A 21,313-nucleotide genomic window follows, 5' to 3' on the forward strand; every position below is an offset into this window, starting at 1 on the left:
CCATCCATTTTTAATAGAAGGAGTTTTTCAAATGAGACAAATGTTACGCCGCCACGGCGGTTTTACCTTGCTGGAACTGTTGGTGGTGTTAGGCATTATCGCCATGCTGGCCGGTATTGTCGGTCCGCAGGTCATGAAACATATGGGCGCTTCCAAAACCAAGGCCACCAAGGTGCAAATCGAAGATTTGGCGGCGGCATTGGATATGTACAAACTCGACGAAGGCCGTTATCCCACCAGCCAACAAGGTTTGGCGGCGCTGGTGGAAAGGCCTGCCGACGCCAAGCGCTGGAACGGTCCTTACCTACGCAAGGATAAAATTCCGCAAGATCCTTGGAATCAAGATTATCACTATGTCTTCCCTGGCCAGCACGGCAAGTTCGATTTATACAGTTTCGGCGCCGATGAAAAAGAAGGCGGCGAAGGTGAAGATCAGGACATCAATAGCTGGGAATAAATGACCGCCCTGCCCGCCCACAAACGTGTCCAAGGCTTCACGCTGATCGAGCTGATTATCGTGTTGTTGATCAGCGTGCTGGGCTTTGCGGTACTGGGCAGCAATATCGGTTCCGGCAACCGCAGCACCAAACTGCAAGCCGTGGCCAGGGATATTGCCTCGGCCTTGAGGTACGCCCACGGCCAAGCCCTGATGACTCAAAAACCGGTCAGCGTGGCAATCGATCTACAAGACAATAGCTATTCGATCAGCAACCGCGACAAGACTTATCCATTCTCGGAAGACATTGATGTCTCGCTGGTGATCGCTGAGGAAGAATTTTCCGAAGGCGAGCAAGGCAGTATCCGCTTCTTCGGCGACGGTTCGTCTACCGGCGGCCGTATCACACTGGAATGGGGCAATCAGTTGCGCCGTATCGACATCAACTGGATCACTGGCGAAGTCAGTATTTCCGATGCAGCGGCATAAGGGCTTCTCACTGCTGGAAATATTGGTGGCCTTTTCGATCATGGCCATTGCGTTGACCGTGCTGCTGCGTATCTTCGGCACCGGCGTTAACAATGCCGTCATATCCGAGGAATACACTATCGCGGTGCAAATTGCCGAATCGCTGATGGCCCGCACCGGCGTGGAAACCGCGCTGGAAGCTGGCGAAAGCTCGGGTACGGAAGGTGACAAATACGATTGGCAAGTCGTGGTCAGCCCCTCCACGCCCGCTCCAACCCGGCATAGCCTGAAAGACGACGACTCTGACCAGCAAGAGCCTAAACCGGAACTGATGTCGGTGCGAGTGCGCGTCAGTTGGGGCGAAGACGACCAGGCACGCACAGTGGAATTGAATACCTTAAAACTGCAACAAGGCCAAGGATAGTGCTGAACCGCTCGTCTGGAAAAGGATTTACGCTGATCGAAATGCTGATCGCCATCAGTTTGCTGGGCATTATGGTGGTACTGCTGTTTGCCAGCTTGCGGATTGCCGCCGAAAGCTGGAACAGCGGCGAAGCCAAAATTAGCCAGGTCAACAAAAAAGCCGTGGTTTATCAATTTTTTAAACGGCATTTGGCCAACGCCAAACCGCTACCGGCGCATTCGGACGGCCAACAGCTGGACAATCAGCTGCAGGATGCTCAAGAACCGCCAAAATTGGCGTTCCAAGGTTCACCGGAAAATATCGTCTTCGTCTCCGCGCTACCGGCGGCTTCGGCGCGCAAGGGCTTACAGGTATTTCATGTCGGACTCGATCCCAAACAGCCATCGGTACTTAAGGTGGCCCTGACGCCTTATCAACAAATCGAATCGGCCGCGTCCGATGCCGAACCAGTCGTACTGTTGGAACACCTGCAACATTTCAAAATCAGTTACTTTGGCTCTGCCGGCGGCGGCAACGAAGGCGATAGCGGCTGGCAAGACACCTGGCAAGATGCCGGCCAGTTGCCCAAGTTGGTCAAAATCGGCATCACGCTGGAAGACGGTAGTTTCTGGCCGGATATGATATTTCCGCTAAAAATAACAAGCCAATTGAATAGCGGAGATGTTATCAGTGAGCGATATGCGCCCGGCGCCGAAAAGCGCTAGCATGCGTTTCAATACTCCGACTCATTTTCAGCAACGCGGTATGGCGTTGGTGATCGTGATTTGGATTTTAACCCTGCTAAGCCTGATGGCCGGCAGCTTTGCGCTGAGCATGCGCCGCGAAAGCAGCGTCGCCAGTGCATTAAAAAACAATGCCCAGGCACTGGCATTAGCCGAGACCGGGCTGGGTATCGCCCAATTTATGTTGCAACATCCCGACACCGAGCAACGCTGGCAACCCGATGGCAGTGTGTACCGAATACCGCGTAGCGATAGCGAGATTCGGGTCAGAATCCTCGCCGAATCCGGCAAGGTGGATATTAATGCCGCCGAAGAACCCATGCTGCGGGCGGTCATCAATGGGGCGACCGACGACAGTAAACAGCAGCAACAATTGCTGGATGCCCTGCTCGACTGGCGCGACGCCGACGATGAACCACGCCCACAAGGTGCCGAAAACAAGCAGTATCGGCAGGCCGGATTAGCGTATCAACCTAGTAACCAGCCTTTCCAATCGCTGGAAGAACTGCAATTGGTGCAGGGATTTAACGCCGAGATCTTCGAGCGCATACAGCCCTGGATTACCGTGTATTCCGGACAATCCGAACTGAATTTGCGGCTGGCCGCGCCGGAGTTGTTACAGATGGTGGGCGATCAGCTCAAGGGACAGAATATTCATGATGTATACTTGGAAAAACGCTTGGCTGGGACAGACGCCAGCGGCGATGTTGAAGGCGATCAAACCGATGCGGCATTGGCGGATCAAAATCAAACGTATACTATTATCGTAGAAACCCTGCTGGAAGATCAGGCAACCGCCGCGCTTGAGGTCGTGTTAAAAATCCAGAATCAAGATCCCAATCAACCGCCCTATCAAATCCTGGATTGGAAGCAAAGTCAGCAGGTGTTGTCGTTATTCGACCCCGCAAAGGCATCCCAGTTAATTACCGTTCAAGATGAATTTACAAACGACCATTGATTTCGATCTGAAACGCTTCTTCCAATGGTGGGGCCGAGAACTAGCATTTTTGGTACCGAATCGCCTGAAAACCCTGCTCAGCGACCGTAGCGGCATTTTGATATTCACCGCCGCCGGCTCCGATTTTGACGTTCATTTTCATGGTCCAACCGAACTGCAAGCCTCAAAATCCTGGCGTTTGGACAGTAAGATGCCGGATAGTTATCAACTCCTGAAAGCGCAAAACCCCGACTTTGAAAAAGCCGAGTGCTTGTTGCGACTCAGCGATACTCAAGCCTTAAAAAAGATCGTCTATTTGCCGGCCGCCGCCCAGGAAAACCTGCAGCAAGTCGTCGGCTTTGAATTGGATCGCTATACGCCGTTCAAAACCGAACAGGTGTATTTTGCCGCCGTGCCGCTAGGCAAAACCGAGCATGGCCAAATCGAGGTGCTGTTGGTATTTACCCCCAAGGCGCAGCTCGACGAGCAATTGACCAAACTGCACGGTCTTGGCGTCCAACCGGTTCGCGTGGATTATCGGCAAGCTAGCTCCGACTACCCATCCGCCACGCCCAGTTACAATCTGCTTCCGGCACGTTATCGCCCGAACGGCAATAAACTGGCCCAAGCGACCCACTGGCTGCTCAATGGCCTGCTGTTGATATTGTTGCTGGCAGTGTTGGTTTGGCCGGTTTGGCAGGAAGGCCAAGCGGTCGAAACTTTAAAGAACCAAATCAAAACCCTGGAAAAAGAAACCCGCGTCATCGACGAGCAGCAACATGAAATCGATGCGCTACGCCAACAAACCCAACGTTTGATCGACATCAAAACCCAATCCCCTTCGCTGGTCGCCGTATTGAACGAACTGAGCAGCATGCTGAAGGACGATACCTGGCTGACTCACTTTCAATATACGGAAAAGCGCCTGCAAATCCAGGGTCAATCGCCGGCGGCATCATCGTTAATCGGTTTACTGGAAGGCTCCGGTTTTTTCAGCAATGTCAGTTTCGTCTCACCGTTAACTCAAGACAAAGCGACCGGCCGGGAGCGTTTTCAAATCAGCATGGATGTCAGTGTGCCGGCGCCAGCGCCGGATTCCGCGACAGAAACGCTACCCACCGACGAAGCGGCGCCAGCCTCGCCAGCCAATAGCGGAGACGCCACTCATGAATGATGCTCGCTATCAACGCTGGGCGGCACTGGCGCTATTGCTGCTTGTGGTATCGGCCATCATCTTGTCGGTGTTGCTGCCTTTGGTGACTAACTGGCTGGATTATCGCGAGCAAAAAGACGATCTGCTATTTCGTTTGCAACGTCAACAAACCATAGCCGCGCGTCGCGACAGCGTCGCCCAAAATCTGGAATTGTTGCATCAGCAATATCAGCAGCAAGGCTATCTGAGTAATAGCGACACCGAAGCGCTGGCTTCCGCCGAGTTGCAAAACATTATCAAAACCGCTGTCACCGAGGCCGGTGGCCAACTCACCAGCACGCAAGGCATGCCGGGCAGGACCGAAAACGATTTCGTGCGCATTGCGGTAAAAGTGCGGATGAGCGGCAGCATCGAATCGTTGCGAACGGTGTTGCACAGCCTGGATACCAATGTGCCCCTGCTGCTGGTCGATCAATTGGATATTTCGCCGGTGCGTGGTGCGCGCAACCGCAGCACCAACAAAATGGATCCCAGCGCCCAACTCAATGTCAGCTTTGAAGTGATCAGTTTTATGCGGGCTAAATCGTCATGAACCAAAAATTGATCAAATTACAATTATTAGGCAGCGCCTTGCTGAGTTTGACCTTGCTAACGGAATGGGCTTATAGCCAATTTGCCGCCCGCCAGTTGCAAACCCTGCTGGAACCACGCGAGCAATCCAGTTTTCAGGCTGAGGAACTGCCCAACATCGCCGATAACAGTAAAGGTTCCGCGGAAAGTTACAGCGAGATCGTCGATCGGCCGGTGTTCATAGAAGGCAGAAGACCGATGGCCGAAACCAATCCTACCGAAATCGCCCAAAACCAGGATATCGGACAAATCGACGACTGGGATTTAATCGGCGTTTATAACAAAGATAAACAGCCGACAGCCTTGTTTAGAAAACGCAACGAGGCCAAGAAGTTTTTGAAAATCGGCGCAGAACAAAACATCTCGGGTTGGCTGCTCAAACAAATACACGCCGATCACGTACTACTTCAGCAAGCCGGCCAGGAAAAATCCGTCGTCTTAAGAAAACCGCGCGCGCAAACCAAGCCGCCGTTGCCTGGCAAACCTACGGTGCCACCCAGACCGCCGCTGCCCACTCCGGTCGCCAAACCTATTGAACAAGCACCAGATGAAAATCCCGAGAACATCAATGACAAATAAAAAAATCAACATTCCTCCTATGTTGGCGTTGGCACTGTCCATGACCGGCTGCGAATTTATCGGTCCGCAATTGCATCAAAAACTCGCCATTGCCGAAAACAAGCCCGCCCAAGAAGAAGCGTTATTGATTCCGGAACTGGCCAACAATGCCAATAAAGGCGCCGAGAATAGAGCGACCAAAGTAGAGCTGTTCCCCAGCGGTGAAGCCAGCATCACGCCGCAAGCCAGCCATGCCGGTGGCGGTGGCGGTAAAAGCAGCGGCAAGGGCGAATACAGCCTGAATTTCGACGACGCCGATCTAGGCGAGGTCGCTAAAGTCATACTCAGCGACATCCTCGGCAGGAACTACTCCATCAGCCCGCAAGTGGTCGGCAAAGTGACCTTGCAAACCTCCAAACCCTTGAGCAAGGAGGAACTGATCCCGACGCTGGAGATGCTGTTGAATCTGAACAATGCCGCGCTAACCGAGCAAGCCGGCATGTATTTGATCAAACCGTCCAACGAGGCTTTATACAGTAGCTCAATCAGCTCGCTGTCCGGTTCCAGAATGCCCAACGGCTATCAAGTCAGAGTGATTCCGGTCAAAAACGTCGCCGCGTCGGAACTGTCGGAAATATTGAAACCGCTGTTGCCGGAAAAAGCCTTGCTGCATGTCGATCCGACCAGAAACCTGCTGCTGATCGCCGGTTCCGGTGCCGAAATTTCTCGGGCACTGGATGTCGTCAACACCTTCGACGTCGATATTCTGAAAGGCCGTTCGTTTGCGCTGTTTACCCCAGCCAATGTCAGCGCCGGCAAAATCATAGAAGAATTGGAACAAATTTTTAACACCAAAAAATCCAAGGAAGACGAAGCCAGTTTTTTCCGCTTTATCGAAATAGAAAGACTCAATGCGGTGTTAGCCATCACCCACCAGGCTAACTATTTGAAAGACATCGAAAACTGGGTATTGCGACTGGACCGTATCAATACCGCCGCGGCCGGCGGCGTTAACGTGTATCGGGCTCAGCATGTCAACGCGTCGGACCTGGCCGATACCTTGAGCAATATCTTCGGTAGCGGCGGTTCTGGAAAAAGCAGCAAAGCTTCTATCGCCTCAGGCCGCAAATCCATGTCGGCCACTAATAAAAAATCCGACAGCACTGGCAGCACTACCAAACAGGATTCGGCTAGCGATAGAACACTTAGCGATAGAACCCAGGATAGAAACAGCAACCGTGGCAGCGGATCCACCGGTGGTAGTCTGAGCGGCGGCACGGGCGGTAGTAACAGCAACGATATGCCCAATGTCAAAATCATCGCCGACGAAGGCAATAATGCTTTGATCATCGTGGCCACCGCTCAGGAATATGCGGTGATTGAACGTGTATTAAAGCAACTTGATGTACTGCCATTGCAAGTCATGATCGATGCGACAATTGTGGAGGTCACCCTGAACGACGATTTGAAATACGGTCTGCAGTGGTATTTCAGCCATAATAATGGCGGAGTTAATCACATAAATGGCGGTTCAAACCAGGGTATAGATTTAATTAGTTTGACAAACGAAGCTGCAAAAACTTTTTCAACCGGCGGTTTTTCCTATGCGTTTTCCAGCGGTTCAAAGGACATTCAAGCGGTGTTGAACGCCAGCGCTAAAAATAACAATGTCAATGTCATCTCATCGCCCTCGTTAATGGTCTTAAACAATCAGGAAGCGACCATCAAAGTCGGTGATTCCGTGCCGATTCGCTCATCGGTTTCCAGCAACTTGAGTAGTAGTACCGCCAATAATGGCATCGTGCAGACTAGCTCGATTCAAATGATCGATACCGGTGTAAATTTATCAGTCAGACCCAGAGTCAATGCCGGCGGACTGGTATTAATGGATATATTGCAAAGCGTCAATCAGGCAATCAAGACAACCACTAGCGATACCATCGATTCGCCGACCATTCAAAAAAGAGAGATTGAAAGCAGTGTTGCCGTGCAAAGTGGCGAAACCATCGTGCTCGGTGGATTAATCAAGGAAAATAACGATTATCTGCGCGACGGCGTACCTTTATTGCATGAGATCCCTTTAATCGGACCACTTTTCGGCGGCACGACAAGAAACAAGGACAAAACTGAATTAGTTGTCTTGCTTACTCCCCGCGTGATGAAAAGCCGCCAAGATGCTCAAGATATTACAGTAGAATTCAAACGCAAATTATCCGGTATCTACCGAGAGCCCACTCAGATTGAAGTCGAAGCCGTCCAATAGCATTGTACCGAAACCGGTTTTCAGTGGCCGCCAGTTCAGCTTTAGGCAATAAAAAACCAGCCCTTTCATAGCGGCTGGTTTTATCGAGAAGCCCTGAATCCGTTCAGCCGCACCCTACAAAGCTATCCCCGACACTGTTCAGGGCCCCCACCCCGCGGACCAAAACCGGTTAAGGGAATTCTTAGAGTTTCCCTTAAGTTAAAGGGTTAACGATGTACGGTAATCCGTCAAGAGTACACTGTGAGTGTGTTGGCCTAGCGAAACATCCGCCAGGAATAGAATTATTCCAACACATTTTTGACACATTGTCTGGCAAAGGTATCGACGGACATGCTGTCGCTTAAAAATTGGTTGAACAAACCGTTGAGATCGACCGGGTTGAGATAAACATACACTCCGCATCCGGTCATCGCAATAAACTGTTGGCTCAGCGTTTCGATAAACAGGGTCCGCGCATAGCCGAGTTGTTTGACTTCATTAAAACTTGTTTCCATGACGCTCACCTTTTTACTGGTTAAATTCAATAATAATCCAGCATAAGTCACACCAGCCAAGTTTTTTTCTTAAAAATCAATTGATTAATAAAAACAGGGCGTCGATTTTTGTCAAATATCCATCTGGCCCTGTCAATTTTGTCACGCCAACTGTCGAATTTGTCGTCTATTTCGTACTTCGGCACGATATTTCGTAGCAAAATCAGACTAATCCTATTGGGTAGCTAAACTTTCTTCCACCAATCTCACCCAATACGTGGCTCCCAGCGGCAAAATATCGTCGTTAAAGTCATAGCTAGTATTGTGCAGTGTACAAGGCCCCGCACCGTGACCTGCATTACGATGGTCGCCAGAACCGTTGCCGATGAAACAATAACTACCAGGCACTGCTTGCAACATAAAAGCAAAATCTTCCGCGCCCATGGTTGGCTGTTGGTCCAGAACCTGTTGATCGCCGACGATGGTGGCCATCACGCGCCGCGATAACTCAACTGGCTGACGGTGATTAATCGTGGCTGGATAGCTACGGGTGAATTCGAACTCGCACTCCATGCCGTGTGCCGAACACATATGCCGAGCAATGTCACTCATCCGGGTTTCGATCAAATTCAATAATTCCTCAGAAAAGGTGCGCACCGTACCGGCTAATTCGCATTTATCGGCGATGATATTGGTCGCCTCGCCGACATGCAACATGGTCACTGAAATCAACCCGGCATCCAGCGGGTTGGCATTGCGGGTCAAGATAGTCTGAAACGCCATGATCATTTGTGCCGCGACCGGCACTGGGTCCAAGCCCAAATGAGGCATAGCGGCATGACAGCCTTTGCCGCGAATTTCAATACGAAAGGTATTTAGAGAAGCCATAACCGGCCCTGGACTGACTGCAAATTGTCCGACAGCTAATTCAGGCCAGTTGTGCATGCCGTAAACCGCCTGCATTGGAAACCGTTCGAACAGGCCGTCCTTAATCATCGCATCGCCACCGCCACCGCCCTCCTCTGCCGGTTGGAAAATCAGATATACCGTGCCGTCAAAATGACACCGCGTTGCCAGATATTGCGCAGCCGCCAATAACATAGCGGTATGACCATCGTGACCGCAACCGTGCATTTTGCCAGGATAACGGGAGGCATATACAAAGCTGTTTTGTTCATGCATCGGCAACGCATCCATATCAGCGCGTAAGCCTATGGCCTGATCGGAACTGCCGGCTTTTATAATCCCGACCACACCCGTTTTGCCCAAGCCGCGATGGACGGGGATTCCCCATTCGCTCAATTTTGCCGCGACCAAGTCGGCGGTACGCACTTCCTGGAAACATAATTCCGGGTGGGCGTGGATATCGCGGCGCAATTCGCGGATACCGGCAATATTGTCAACAATCTCCGGTATTAAATTGGCCTTTTGTAATCCTGCATCTGCCGAGTCTGTATATTGTTTGGTCATTTTTGCTGACATCGGTAACAGCGGGACTAAGCCACGTCGACTTTGCGCAGTTTTTCCACCAGCGTGGTTCTTCGCATGTTCAATAGTTTGGCCGCGTGGGCGACGACACCGTTACATTCTTCCAATGCCTGGCGAATCAACTCGTTTTCCAGATCGGTCAGATATTCTTTCAAATCGATACCTTGCTCCGGCAATTGCACGGCGGTATTTGTGGTCCCTGGGATCGGTTTTGCCAACGCTTCACGCTCGGCGGGGCGGACAATATCGTTATCCTGCTCCGGCAACACAATCTGAACTCCTTCAGGCACTTCATATGCCTGAAATTTTTCCGGCAGGTCGGCGGCATCGACACTAGCCTCAGGGCTTATGATCGCTAAACGCTCAATTAAATTGGACAATTCCCGGACGTTGCCCGGCCAATGATGTTGCATCAACACGGCAATAGCCCGAGATGTCAAACTGACCGAACCGCGATTGGCGGCTTCCATTCTGCTGATTAAATCGTTGATCAGATAAGGGATATCCTCGGCTCTATCGCGCAGGGCCGGTACTTCGATCGGAAACACATTGAGACGGTAATACAAATCTTCCCGAAAGCGTTTTTCGGCGATTTCTTGTTCCAGATGGCGATGCGTCGCCGCAATGATCCTGACATCGCACTGGATGGTTTTATTGCTGCCGACACGCTCGAAGGTGCGCTCCTGCAATACCCTCAACAATTTGACTTGCATCGGCATCGGCATGTCGCCGATTTCATCCAGAAACAAGGTGCCACCTTCGGCCATTTCGAAACGGCCTTGCCGCGAAGTCAATGCCCCAGTAAATGCACCTTTCTCATGACCGAATAATTCGCTTTCTAATAGTTCGCCCGGAATCGCGCCGCAATTGACAGGGACAAAGGGTTTGGCTCTACGCGACGACGCTCGGTGCAAGGCTTGGGCCACGACTTCCTTACCGGTCCCAGATTCGCCCAGGATCAACACCGTCGCATCGGATTTGGCCACCTGATCGATCAGGTCGCGGGTTTTTTGAATAGCTTTACTTTTACCGGCCAAGCCTTTGTCAGGCTGCACTTTTTTCGTAGGCTGAATAGGCTGCGGCAAGCCTTCAAGGACTTCGATCAATTGCGAGTATACCGTTGGCCATTCCAGAATCTTACTGACCATTTGTTGAATGGCGCTAACGACTTGCGCTCCGCCGCTTTCCACCAACAAAACCACCGGAATATCGCCGGCTGTTTCTGTGACTGTTTTGATCAGGCTCGCTTGCTTTTCGCCGCCGCCACCGACAAATACCGCATCGAACCCATCATGCTCGCGCAATACCGGCTCCCAATCCTGACTGGTAACGGTTATGACACTATATTCTAAAAACTGGAGCACGATTTCCACCTGTTGAGTACGGCGGGTAGTGTCGTCGATGAGCAAAATTTCTGGCAAAGCCATGTATATATTCTCTGCAAACTACGATTTAAGTCGGAAGGGTCTTGCTGATTTTTTTTAAGTTAAGCATCGATTCCCGGTGTTGTCAAAATGCATTCATTTCAAACTATTGCATAGTCTAGTTCATGTCGTTTACATCCATGGCATCTTTGTAAACCGCATTTTGTAGCTTGACAAAATTTCCGCAGCATAGACACTAGCCGGATGTTCAACAATCAAGAGCACTTTTGCTTTGAATGATATTTCCCTAAATATACTGTTCGGTATATTGGCAGCCTTGCTGATCATCTCCGCATTTTTTTCCGGTTCTGAAACCGCCTTGATGACATTGAACCGTTATCGGTTGCAGCATCTGGTCAAAAAAAATCACAAAGGTGCGATTAAAACCCTAAAACTGTTAAAAAAACCGGATCGGCTAATCGGCCTGATCCTGCTTGGCAACAATTTTGTCAATATTCTTGCCTCTTCTTTAACAACGCTGATTGCGATCCGAATCGGCGGAGACAACGCCATTGCTCCCGCCATTGCCTTGCTGACGATCGGCATGCTGATATTTTCCGAAGTAACCCCGAAAACCTTGGGCGCACTCAGACCCGAATTTTTGGCTTTTCTGTCTTCCTGGGTTTACATCCCGTTATTGAAAATCTTTTATCCAGTAGTATGGGCTATTAATATTATATCTAGTCTGTTATTACGAATTTTCGGTATTAATGGCACCAGTCATCGAACCATCGACTCGCTCAACAAGGATGAATTAAAAAGCATCGTTTCCGAAGCCAATCACCTGATGCCGGCACGTTACCAAAACATGCTATTGAGTATTCTGGACTTGGAATCCGCCAGCGTGGCCGACATCATGACGCACCGCAACGATATTATTGGCATCGATCTGGAAGATTCGATCGAAGACATTGTCAAACAACTGCAAAATAGTCCACATACCCGTTTGCCGGTTTATAAAAAAAATATCGATCGGGTTATCGGCTTTTTACATTTAAGGACTATTTTGTCGCAAATCAGTGACCCGGATTTCGACAAACACAGCATCACCAACAGCTTATCCAAGCCTTTTTTCATTCCCGCCAGCACCTCTATACACAAACAAATGCAAATCTTTAAGGCGGAAAAATTGCGTACTGGTCTGGTAGTCGATGAATATGGCGATGTGCTGGGCTTGGTGACCCTTGATGACTTATTGCAAGAAATTGTCGGTGAATTAATTTTAGAAGAACCGGATATCAAGATGCAAAAAGATGGCAGTTATTTGGTCGATGCTAGCGTCACCATCCGCGAACTTAATCGCGTCACGCAATGGGAGCTACCCACCGAAGGTCCGAAAACCTTGAACGGTTTGATTATCGAATACATGGAAACCATTCCCGAACCGGGTACTAGCGTCAAACTACATGGCCATGTAATGGAAATCATCAAGCGCGATGAAAACACTATCAAGCTGGTTAAATTCAATCCCAAACGTTAGCACGCTATATTTTGGCCAAAAAAAAGGCGGTTATTTTTCAATAACCACCTTAAAAGCAATAGGAAGAAATATAACGCAACTTTTAGCTGTCTTTCCAAACGAAAAAGTTAGGCTAATAATAGTTGCAGAAATTGCAAATTAAAATGTGGCATATTGTCGCAGCTTGTGTTTAACCTTTCTCAATAACGTCGGCCACTCATCGCAACCAGCCTTTGCGCTTGAAAAATATAAAAGGCAGCAATACCGAAACAGTCATCAGCCCCAGCGCAAACGGATAACCCAACATCCATTGCAATTCAGGCATGTAATCAAAATTCATTCCATAAATACTGGCTATCAAGGTGGGCGGCAGCATCGCTACCGACGCTACCGAAAAAATCTTGATGACTTTATTCTGGTTAATATTGATAAAACCGACCGTAGCGTCCATCAAAAAGTTAATTTTATCGAATAGAAACGCCGTATGGCTGTTAAGCGATTCGATGTCCCGAAGAATTTGCTGTGCGTCTTCCAGTTGCGTGGTATTGAGCAATTTGCGGCGAATCAGAAAAGACACGGCGCGCTGAGTATCCAGCATATTCCGGCGAATCCGGCCGTTCAAATCCTCCTCTTCGGCAATATCGGTCAGGATATCCGCGGCTTCTTCATCGCTAATGTCCTGGCTTAATACTTTTTTGCTGACGGTTTCCAACTGCTCGTAAATATTTTCCAGCGCATCGGCAGAATATTCCGCTTCCGCGCCGTATAGATCGAGCAACATATCCTTGCAATCCGATACGAAGCCGGGCTGGGTGCGGGCTCGCAAACGTTGCAACCTAAACACTGGCAATTCTTCGCTACGCACCGAGAACAACATATCGCCACGCAATACGAACGCGACCGGCACGCTGCGGGATTTGCCTTCGCGATCCAGTAAAAAATCCGAATGAATATGAATTTCGTGCTGCTCCTCGACATAAAACCGGGCACTGGCTTCCAAATCGGTCAGATCAAGGGGATCTGGCAATTCCAAGCCATAATGTTGGCCGATTAACATTCGTTGAGCTTTGCTGGGTGCCAATAAATCAATCCAGATCGGTTTGATCGCATACAAATCGTGGCGGCAAGTAATCGCCACTTTCGACAAACGTCCCTCGACCAACTCAAAAGCGCTCATTTGCCCCACACCACAGTGCGGTTCGCGGTCGCCGACCAGTTGTTCGCGTAGCGTATCGGAAAGCTCCCAAAGCACATCGTCCTGTCGCGGCTCCTCGATCTGCTCCCACACCAAACGCGCATCTTCCAGCTCCAGCGCATGTAAAATTTGGCCGATTTCGATAGCACTCAGCCGCGCCAACAAGCTACGCAATTCCACCATATGCTGCTTCTGCACCAACGCAGTAATCAGCTTACGGCGCGGCATGGGCTGATTGTGCAGCATGCCTTCGACGAGCTTATGTTTTTTTAATAGATCGTTGACTGTTTGTAGCGACAAGAAGCAACTCCGGACTAAAGCAGACGCCAAAATTTATGATTCAGCGGTATTAAAACGGCTAACTTTAAACCAAAACGCAGATAAAAAACCCGCCGTCAATCTTCACCAACCAACGACCCTGGGTTAATTTAACGCTAAGTAGTTAATTTTGATGACACATCAACGACAAGAATCATGAAAAAATCATCTGCTTAGCAGCACCGGTAAACAGATGATTCAGGCGAGTGACGGCTTCCGGCGGTAAAGATTATTCATCATCCCTGAGTGAATAATCGCGCCTACACTGTCACGGTGATTGCCTTCGGCGGCCCTGGCCGTCCGCGTCACCTCGGCTTTGACCCAACCAGGGGATCATAGCCTTGGCTCTCGCATGACTCCACGCCGTTTCGCGATGCCTTGCAGTTTTTCTAGTCGAAAAACCGCCCGGCGCTGCGGCTTCCAGGGACTACTCAACCTTCACTCGCTAGCGCTTCGTTTCCAAGGTTTCGCAGCGGAGGATCTTCAAAGTTGGCCGCACGGCGGCGGCTACAGGTGAGAAATTTGGGTTTAAATACGGCCGTATTGATCTTCGTAGCGCACAATATCATCTTCGCCAAGATAACTCCCCGATTGCACTTCCACCATTTCCAAGGGAATCACACCGGGGTTTTCGAGACTATGAATCACGCCCAAGGGGATATAAATCGATTCATTTTCGGACACCAGGATTTTATCGCCGTTTTTTTCCACCCATGCCGTCCCCTTCACTACCACCCAATGTTCGGCACGGTGATGATGTTTTTGTACCGACAACTTTGCGCCCGGTTTTACGACGATACGCTTGGTTTGATGACGATCGCCACTATCGACCAGATCGTAGTGTCCCCAAGGCCGATAGACTTTGCGATGCACATTGGCTTCGCTACGCTTCAGCTTTTTCAGTTGATCGACCACTTCCTTGACGTCTTGCACCCTGTCTTTGGCGGCGATCATCACCGCATCGTCGGTTTCGACCACCACCAAATTATCGACGCCGATTACCGCCACCAGTTTATTGCCGGAATGAATGTAAGAATCGCGGGTATCGACCGTCAATACATCGCCCTTGATCGCATTACCGGCATCGTCTTTTGCGGTCACATCCCACAATGCCGACCAAGAACCGACGTCGTTCCATTCGGCATCCAATGGAATCACCACCGCCTTGTCGGTTTTTTCCATCACGGCATAGTCGATGGAATCGGACGGGCAAGTCGAAAAAATGGTTTTATCCAAACGCACGAAATCCAAATCGGGCTTCGCCGCTCGCAATGCCGCCTTACAAACTGCCAGCATTTCCGGGTTGAACTTTTCCAATTCACGCAAGAAACAACCGGCTTTGAAGGCAAACATACCGCTGTTCCAGAAATATTCGCCGCTCTCCAAATAGCCCTGCGCGGTCTGCAAATCAGGCTTTTCAACGAAGGCAGCCACTTTGAAGGCTTCACCATAACGGGTGTCGCCGCGTTTAATGTATCCATAACCGGTTTCCGGCTCGGTCGCGACAATACCAAAAGTGACCATTAAATCCTGCTTGGCCAGTTGTTCGGCCTGGACCACCGCCCGATGAAACGCCTCACGATTGCCAACGACATGATCGGCCGGCAATATCAACAACACATCCTCCTCGGAAGCCGCGCTGAGTGCAGCCATAGCGACCGCCGGTGCGGTGTTCTTGCCGACCGGCTCCAGAATAATAGCAGCCGGTCTAACGCCGATTTCCCGCATTTGTTCGGCCAGCATAAAACGGTGATCTTCATTGCAAACCGCAATTGGCGCTTGCAAACCGGCCAAGCCATCCAGCCTGAGTACCGTCTCTTGCAACATGGTATTACCGGATACCAAAGGCAAAAATTGCTTGGGGTACTGGCCGCGCGACAAAGGCCACAGCCGGGTTCCTGAACCACCTGATAAAACTACCGGAATCATAATGTCGTTTTCCTTACGGTCTAAATGAAAAGGGTTTGAATTAGTCTAACATCAGGGTGTAGTGAAACAGTAGTTTTTAATACCGCTTCAACTGCAACAGGCCGCAGCAATTTGCTTAAGCTTTTCCCTAGTCGAGTCGTAATCTTGATGCGGTGTTTCGGCAAACAATACCACCAATAATTCCGGCGATGTGTCGCCGGACAAGCGTTTCAGTAATTGCCACCATTTGGCGACATAGGCATTCGCGGTATTTTTTTGCCCAACCCGATACCAACGCAGCACCAATAACTCTCGTTCCGTGCTATTCAGCACCGATTCTTCGACTTCGCCCTGTTCGCCCGATGCCCACTGCAAAGAATTTATATTGTCTTGCAGCATTCGCCATATTTTGTGCTTTTGTGGAATTAGATAGTTTTGCGAATTGACCAATTCGCCACCCTTCGTTTCGTCGCCGAAGTTGGCAATATACATTCCCACTATCGTATGACCGTCACTGATATACGTTTTCGCGTCCACCGCCACGCCGTTGAAACTCGGCTCCCATCCCCACTCCGGACTAGTGCTAGCCTGCCAGCGATCAGGCATCGGATGAATTAAGCTTTCCGGCACGACTACGTTCACCGCTTGCAAGTCTGATAAGCCTCGCGACGCTGTCGGCCATATCGAAACACACAACGCGGTCACCGCGAGTAACGCCCAATAATGCCGATAAGTCGGTTCAAACCCGCTCGGCGCGGATTCGGTGTTCAAACTGACCGGGGTACTGGGTAGCCCCCCGGCGTCCTCATCACGCCAGTACGACCCGACATAAAATAAACCGAACATGACTAGCCCAAAAAACACCCAACCATAGACGATGTGATCCACACCGGTCGCCAGCTTCATGCTGCTTAAATGACCGATCATCACGATCATGTAGGCACGCAAACCATTAGCCAGGATCGGCGTTAAGAAAGATGCCGCGATAAATATGGTACGTTTTTTATAGCTGCTGTAGTTCAGATACGCATAGACAGTGCCCAGCGTTAAGGAAGAAATCAAATAACGCAAACCACTACAGCCTTCGACCACCGACCATTTGCCCGAGGTTAAGGTAAAAAACAAACCCTCCCGATAAACGCTCATGCCGGTCAACCGGATCACGGTCACCACAAACGTCGCAGTATATTCCATCAGCAACGGAATAAACTCTTCGCCGAACGGCACCATTAGAAACAAAAACAGTATCGGAAATAGCATTTGCGTGATGACTCGCGTACCGAGCATCGCCCAAAAACCGCTTACCAATACCCCGACCACCGCCCATTGTTGAATGACCAGGACATGGACCAAATCGGCCACCAGCCAAGTAAATCCGCTACCGGTTAAAAAAAACAGGCCTAAACCGCTAAACACCGCCTGCAAATCTCGATAATGGTTTCGGCGCAGCCAAATCAGCCAAATACTGATCGGCCCCACCAAATAACCGTGAGCAAACGTATCCGAACGCGACCAAATCGCCTCTATCGACGCCCAAGTTGTATGGAAAACAGTCAACGATACCAGCGTGAGCAACACTACGCCCCCTAACGGTCTTCGCCAGTGCAGTGGTAGTTCTACTGCTTTTAACATTCTATTTCCTCGAATACTTACCATCTTAAGAGTCACGTTTGACCCGCTAGAGCCCGCTTCAAATCGAAATATAGGCTACGATTCATTTCAAAAACTGCCATTTCTCGCTACCATCACAGCTATTCGGCTACATTCGCGACATATCGGAAGATTGCTGACTAGTTCAGGGGCCTGGAACTAGTACTCTCTGCTAGGATAAGAGTGTAGCGTTACGACAAGTACGATGATCGAGCTTTTTAATTATCAAACATAATTTATGACAATTCTGTTTTTTTTAGGCTTTTGGCTAATATGCCTGTGTGCCTTATGGTTATGGAAGAAACCCTTGTTTATCGCTACCTGGCGCGAGCCGTACTTTGCCGATACGCCGGTCTTAATCGAAAGCGACGACTGGGGGCCCGGCGGCGACTTTCATGCCGAACGTTTGCGGCAATTACTCAACATGTTAGCCGGGCATCGCGATTCGGTGAATCGCACAGCTGTGCTGACAGCCGACTTGGTTTTAGCCGTTCCCGATATTGCCAGGATAGACGCCGCAGCCGATGGCCAATACTTTCGACGCATGTTGGATAAGGATTTCCCAGTCGTTTACCAAGCCCTATACCAAGGCATGCAACAAGATACCCTGGTTCCACAATTACATGGTCTCGAGCATCTGAACGGCAAAGCCTTTGCCGAGTTATGCCAACAGCAAGACCCGCGCCTAGCGACCGCAAGAACCACAGTCGATTGGTGGGACTGGGAAAAGCTCGATTCGCCTTTGCAAGGCCATTACGTGGACGGCCGTCATTTACCAACCGTACCCATCTTACCCGACGAGGCTAACATGATCGTTAGCACTGCCATGCACAGCTTCACCGCGATGTTTGGTTATCCTAGCCGCAGCGCCGTCGCACCTTGCTATTTGTGGAATGACGATATCGAGCAGAGCTGGCAACGGAACGATATTATCGCCATTCAAACCGCCGGCTATCGTTGCACCGGCCGCGATCAATCCGGGCATTACCTCCAAGACCCGCCCATCATCCGTAGCGGAGAAACCAATCGATTCGGCCAGATATATCTGGTTAGAAACGTCATGTACGAACCGGTGGACGGAAAAAACACCGCCAATAGCGCTTTTGCAGAAGCCAAAACGGCATATCGGCAAGCGCTACCGATCAGTATCTCAACGCATCGTTACAATTACACCCGCGCGGCGGAACAGTGTCGCCAGTCTATCGACGGACTTGACCGATTACTGCAGGAAATTACCACAAACTTGCCGAACGTCCGCTTTCTGGCCTCACCCGAGCTTGGCGAGGCCTTACAAGCTCATCATGGCATCGTCAATCATTTCAACGGTAAACAATGGCCACCGCTTAAGCATGCCGATAGTCACCGGAAAATTGGCGCGTTTTTATATCGGCTATACTATCGCCATCGTAAATTAGCGCTACTGGGTTATTGTAGCGGTCTGATACTGCCGGCGTGGCTAATTTGCAAAACCAGTCATAAACGCCATTAAGCCCTTTGCCATTACACATTAGCTTATGAAAATTAGCGCCGTCATCCCCGCCTATAACAGCGCACCATTCATTCGCGCCGCGATTAACAGCATTCAAGCGCAAACCAGTGCAGTGGACGAAATCATCGTCATCGACGACGGCTCGACTGACAGCACCGAGCAGGTAGTGGCTTCCTTATCCGGCAACATCATTTACCACAAACAAAGTAACCAAGGCCCGTCCACAGCCCGGAATACCGGTATCGAACTGGCGACAGGCGACTGGATTGCGTTCCTAGATGCCGACGATCAATGGACGCCGGAAAAAATTGCCTGGCAAAAGCAAACGCTGTCTAAACATCCGGACTTGCATTTAGTCGCCGGCGACATGGCGGAAATTGACAACGACGACAAATTCTTGACCGAATCGGTATTGGCTAAACATCGCTTACTGGATGCTTTTCAAAAATTAGCCGGCCAACCTGTACCCGATGCGCTGGCAAGACTGGTCAAAAAAAACTTTATTCCAACCGGCACGGTATTGGTCAAACGTGAAACCGTCATTCAGGCCGGTTTATTCAATCCCGCCATCCGTTTTGGCGAAGACTTGGAGCTATGGGCAAAAATCGCCGCCAACCACCCGATTAGCTGCCTGCCACAGATATTGATGTTACGCCGTCAGCATGGCAACAACGCCACTCAAGCCAGCGAACGAATGTTGATCGACCTGACCAAGGTCATGGACTCGATTCGCCGATATGCCCGGCCGCAATTGGCCAAACAAGGCATAAAACCAGATCATCTGGTTGCCGAAGCTTATTGGACCTTGGGCTATTGGTACTTTAACAACGATCAGCGTATCGATGCCGCCCACGCTTTTACGAATAGTTTAAAACAGCAATTCAAACTGAATAGTTTGGCCTTTTTGTTAAGCTGCTACTTACCCACTCCGTTGATTTCTGCAATACGGACTATTAAACAAAAATTCGCAAAGTCCTGATAATATGAGAGCATTGCTAAGATCATTCCAATGAACCCAAATAATCCGGCTTACATGACCGACAATAGCGGTATAAAAAAAATACTTTATGTAGAAAATGGAATAGGTTATGGCGGCGCGATCATCTGTTTGCGCCATCTGGTTAGAAATCTGGACCGCACTCGCTATTTACCGATGGTCGTCACGGGCCGGACTGGCCCGCAATACGAAGAAATTGCCCATGAAGCGCTCTGGAAACACATTCCGGATCGGCATTTAGATACGGTGGGGTTGAAGGCAAAAGCAGCCTCGATCGAATGGCTGAGCAAACGACCGGCACTCAGATTTTTAGTCGATCAAATCATTGCCAGAGCCGACGATTTATGCAATTTTCTACCATTTTTCCTGCAACTGCTCTGGAGCGCTTGGCGATTCAAAGCCGATTTGATCCACGCCAACAACGAACCGCTTTGCAACCGAGCAGCGCTATTGGTGGCTAAAGTATTGGGCATTCCCAGCATCAGCCATGTCCGTGGCGACCCCGGCGGCTCTCATTCCGTACACTGGACCTACTCCCTGCCCGATCAATTCATTTCCGTGTCGCATTGGGTTGCCAACGGCATGCGAGACAGCCTATCAATACCCGCAAAAAAAATCAGCGTCGTATATGATGGTATTGCATTGGACCAACTGGATTTATCAGCCGATGGCACACTTTTCAGACAACAATTTAATATTTCTAAAGATGCCTTCGCCGTAGGCCTGGTAGGACTGTTGATTCCCTGGAAAGGACAGCATGTATTTATCGATACCGCTAAAATATTAAAAACTGCGATTCCTAATTTAAAAATGCTGATTATCGGCGGAACGCCTGACGACTGCATTGATTACGAAGCTGAACTAAAGAAACGTGCCATAGACGAACAATTGACCGATACCGTTTTTTTTACCGGACACATCTGCGAAATGCCGAATGCCTATAACGGATTGGATATTGTGGTTTCAGCCTCCACCAGTCCGGAACCGCTAGGTACTGTAGTGATAGAATCCATGGCCATTGGATGCGCTTTAATCGTACCCAATCATGGTGGTGGAGCAGAAATGGTTGAACATAATAAAACAGGCCTACATTTTAAATCCAAAGACGCGGCGAGTTTGGCTGAATCAATTTTAACTTTGTATAAAAACCCCAAGGTGGCACAGCAATTGGGACATCAAGCAAAATCCAAAGCCTTATCAATCTTTTCCATCGAACATCATACGCAACAAATTGAAAAGGTTTATCAAAATCTACTGATCCAATAAACTTGGATTAATCAGAAATTAACGCATTCAAGAGTCAAAAAAAAGCAAAGCAACC

The 21,313-nt window shown here is 49.8% G+C and carries 19 protein-coding genes; 13 read left to right on the forward strand and 6 right to left on the reverse strand.

The genetic code is table 11. The features are described from left to right. The first annotated feature begins 31 nt into the window (after positions 1-31). The 9 genes from gspG to gspD are packed head-to-tail and all read left to right on the forward strand — an operon-like array spanning position 32 to position 7,591. The gene (gene gspG, locus QZJ86_RS11780) at positions 32-457 is read left to right on the forward strand and encodes a type II secretion system major pseudopilin GspG (RefSeq protein WP_301670606.1); all 426 of its coding nucleotides are present in this window, start codon (positions 32-34) and stop codon (positions 455-457) included. Further along, positions 458-925: a GspH/FimT family pseudopilin gene (locus tag QZJ86_RS11785; RefSeq protein ID WP_301670607.1), complete on the forward strand. Its 468-nt coding sequence runs from the start codon at positions 458-460 to the stop codon at positions 923-925. It abuts the gene before it with no gap. Next, positions 912-1,328 carry a type IV pilus modification PilV family protein gene (locus QZJ86_RS11790; RefSeq protein ID WP_301670608.1) on the forward strand — a complete coding sequence of 139 codons (417 nt, stop codon included), beginning with the start codon at positions 912-914 and terminating at the stop codon, positions 1,326-1,328. Before QZJ86_RS11785 ends, QZJ86_RS11790 begins: the two co-directional genes overlap by 14 nt. Continuing rightward, a complete protein-coding gene (locus QZJ86_RS11795; protein ID WP_301670609.1) occupies positions 1,328-2,032 on the forward strand; it encodes a prepilin-type N-terminal cleavage/methylation domain-containing protein in 705 nt (234 codons plus the stop codon). Before QZJ86_RS11790 ends, QZJ86_RS11795 begins: the two co-directional genes overlap by 1 nt. Beyond that, positions 2,007-3,008 carry a type II secretion system minor pseudopilin gene (locus QZJ86_RS11800; RefSeq protein ID WP_301938967.1) on the forward strand — a complete coding sequence of 334 codons (1,002 nt, stop codon included), beginning with the start codon at positions 2,007-2,009 and terminating at the stop codon, positions 3,006-3,008. Before QZJ86_RS11795 ends, QZJ86_RS11800 begins: the two co-directional genes overlap by 26 nt. Next, the gene (locus QZJ86_RS11805; RefSeq protein ID WP_301670610.1) at positions 2,986-4,161 is read left to right on the forward strand and encodes a PilN domain-containing protein; all 1,176 of its coding nucleotides are present in this window, start codon (positions 2,986-2,988) and stop codon (positions 4,159-4,161) included. The genes QZJ86_RS11800 and QZJ86_RS11805 overlap by 23 nt, the downstream gene beginning before the upstream one ends. Beyond that, on the forward strand, positions 4,154-4,732 hold the full coding sequence (gspM, locus tag QZJ86_RS11810; protein WP_301670611.1) for a type II secretion system protein GspM: 579 nt from the start codon (positions 4,154-4,156) through the stop codon (positions 4,730-4,732). The genes QZJ86_RS11805 and gspM overlap by 8 nt, the downstream gene beginning before the upstream one ends. Next, the gene (locus QZJ86_RS11815) at positions 4,729-5,349 is read left to right on the forward strand and encodes a hypothetical protein (protein WP_301670612.1); all 621 of its coding nucleotides are present in this window, start codon (positions 4,729-4,731) and stop codon (positions 5,347-5,349) included. The genes gspM and QZJ86_RS11815 overlap by 4 nt, the downstream gene beginning before the upstream one ends. Then, entirely contained in the window at positions 5,339-7,591 is a 2,253-nt protein-coding gene (gspD, locus tag QZJ86_RS11820; RefSeq protein WP_301670613.1) for a type II secretion system secretin GspD, read from the forward strand. Before QZJ86_RS11815 ends, gspD begins: the two co-directional genes overlap by 11 nt. 281 nt (positions 7,592-7,872) lie before the next feature. On the opposite strand, the gene QZJ86_RS11825 is transcribed toward gspD, so the two are convergent. From QZJ86_RS11825 to QZJ86_RS11835, 3 genes are all read right to left on the reverse strand, one after another. After that, complete coding sequence (locus tag QZJ86_RS11825) at positions 7,873-8,085, reverse strand: hypothetical protein (RefSeq protein ID WP_301670614.1); 213 nt, start codon at positions 8,083-8,085, stop codon at positions 7,873-7,875. A 213-nt stretch (positions 8,086-8,298) separates the two neighbouring features. Next, the gene (locus tag QZJ86_RS11830; RefSeq protein ID WP_301670615.1) at positions 8,299-9,534 is read right to left on the reverse strand and encodes a M20 aminoacylase family protein; all 1,236 of its coding nucleotides are present in this window, start codon (positions 9,532-9,534) and stop codon (positions 8,299-8,301) included. A gap of 26 nt (positions 9,535-9,560) precedes the next feature. Continuing rightward, a complete protein-coding gene (locus QZJ86_RS11835) occupies positions 9,561-10,979 on the reverse strand; it encodes a sigma-54 dependent transcriptional regulator (RefSeq protein WP_301670616.1) in 1,419 nt (472 codons plus the stop codon). 229 nt (positions 10,980-11,208) lie between these two features. Between QZJ86_RS11835 and QZJ86_RS11840 the strand changes: the two genes are divergently transcribed. Continuing rightward, positions 11,209-12,456 (forward strand): HlyC/CorC family transporter, encoded by a 1,248-nt coding sequence (locus tag QZJ86_RS11840; protein WP_301670617.1) that lies wholly within the window; start codon positions 11,209-11,211, stop codon positions 12,454-12,456. Positions 12,457-12,652: 196 nt separating this feature from the next. Here QZJ86_RS11840 and corA read toward each other — a convergent pair whose 3' ends face one another. The 3 genes from corA to xrtA form a co-directional block, all read right to left on the reverse strand. Continuing rightward, entirely contained in the window at positions 12,653-13,930 is a 1,278-nt protein-coding gene (gene corA / locus QZJ86_RS11845; protein WP_301670618.1) for a magnesium/cobalt transporter CorA, read from the reverse strand. 546 nt (positions 13,931-14,476) lie between these two features. Beyond that, on the reverse strand, positions 14,477-15,877 hold the full coding sequence (locus QZJ86_RS11850; RefSeq protein WP_320415818.1) for a mannose-1-phosphate guanylyltransferase/mannose-6-phosphate isomerase: 1,401 nt from the start codon (positions 15,875-15,877) through the stop codon (positions 14,477-14,479). Positions 15,878-15,964: 87 nt separating this feature from the next. After that, the gene (gene xrtA, locus QZJ86_RS11855; protein WP_301670619.1) at positions 15,965-17,488 is read right to left on the reverse strand and encodes an exosortase A; all 1,524 of its coding nucleotides are present in this window, start codon (positions 17,486-17,488) and stop codon (positions 15,965-15,967) included. Between the two features lie 256 nt (positions 17,489-17,744). Between xrtA and QZJ86_RS11860 the strand changes: the two genes are divergently transcribed. The 3 genes from QZJ86_RS11860 to QZJ86_RS11870 are packed head-to-tail and all read left to right on the forward strand — an operon-like array spanning position 17,745 to position 21,258. After that, positions 17,745-18,995: a hypothetical protein gene (locus tag QZJ86_RS11860; protein ID WP_301670620.1), complete on the forward strand. Its 1,251-nt coding sequence runs from the start codon at positions 17,745-17,747 to the stop codon at positions 18,993-18,995. Positions 18,996-19,020: 25 nt separating this feature from the next. Further along, positions 19,021-19,974, forward strand: coding sequence for a glycosyltransferase family 2 protein (locus tag QZJ86_RS11865; RefSeq protein WP_301670621.1), 954 nt, complete (start codon positions 19,021-19,023; stop codon positions 19,972-19,974). A 54-nt stretch (positions 19,975-20,028) separates the two neighbouring features. Then, positions 20,029-21,258, forward strand: coding sequence for a glycosyltransferase family 4 protein (locus QZJ86_RS11870; protein WP_301938971.1), 1,230 nt, complete (start codon positions 20,029-20,031; stop codon positions 21,256-21,258). Positions 21,259-21,313 lie beyond the last annotated feature (55 nt).

The organism is Methylomonas montana (assembly GCF_030490285.1).
Lineage (GTDB): Bacteria > Pseudomonadota > Gammaproteobacteria > Methylococcales > Methylomonadaceae > Methylomonas > Methylomonas montana.

Coding starts and splice junctions, on each gene's coding strand:
- QZJ86_RS11825 (WP_301670614.1), bottom strand. CDS start 8,085: ATGGAAACAAGTTTTAATGAAGTCAAACAACTCGGCTATGCGCGGACC.
- QZJ86_RS11835 (WP_301670616.1), bottom strand. CDS start 10,979: ATGGCTTTGCCAGAAATTTTGCTCATCGACGACACTACCCGCCGTACT.
- QZJ86_RS11860 (WP_301670620.1), top strand. CDS start 17,745: ATGACAATTCTGTTTTTTTTAGGCTTTTGGCTAATATGCCTGTGTGCC.
- QZJ86_RS11870 (WP_301938971.1), top strand. CDS start 20,029: ATGACCGACAATAGCGGTATAAAAAAAATACTTTATGTAGAAAATGGA.
- xrtA (WP_301670619.1), bottom strand. CDS start 17,488: ATGTTAAAAGCAGTAGAACTACCACTGCACTGGCGAAGACCGTTAGGG.
- QZJ86_RS11865 (WP_301670621.1), top strand. CDS start 19,021: ATGAAAATTAGCGCCGTCATCCCCGCCTATAACAGCGCACCATTCATT.
- gspG (WP_301670606.1), top strand. CDS start 32: ATGAGACAAATGTTACGCCGCCACGGCGGTTTTACCTTGCTGGAACTG.
- QZJ86_RS11790 (WP_301670608.1), top strand. CDS start 912: ATGCAGCGGCATAAGGGCTTCTCACTGCTGGAAATATTGGTGGCCTTT.
- QZJ86_RS11785 (WP_301670607.1), top strand. CDS start 458: ATGACCGCCCTGCCCGCCCACAAACGTGTCCAAGGCTTCACGCTGATC.
- gspD (WP_301670613.1), top strand. CDS start 5,339: ATGACAAATAAAAAAATCAACATTCCTCCTATGTTGGCGTTGGCACTG.
- gspM (WP_301670611.1), top strand. CDS start 4,154: ATGAATGATGCTCGCTATCAACGCTGGGCGGCACTGGCGCTATTGCTG.
- QZJ86_RS11850 (WP_320415818.1), bottom strand. CDS start 15,877: ATGATTCCGGTAGTTTTATCAGGTGGTTCAGGAACCCGGCTGTGGCCT.
- QZJ86_RS11830 (WP_301670615.1), bottom strand. CDS start 9,534: ATGACCAAACAATATACAGACTCGGCAGATGCAGGATTACAAAAGGCC.
- QZJ86_RS11815 (WP_301670612.1), top strand. CDS start 4,729: ATGAACCAAAAATTGATCAAATTACAATTATTAGGCAGCGCCTTGCTG.
- QZJ86_RS11805 (WP_301670610.1), top strand. CDS start 2,986: ATGAATTTACAAACGACCATTGATTTCGATCTGAAACGCTTCTTCCAA.
- QZJ86_RS11800 (WP_301938967.1), top strand. CDS start 2,007: ATGCGCCCGGCGCCGAAAAGCGCTAGCATGCGTTTCAATACTCCGACT.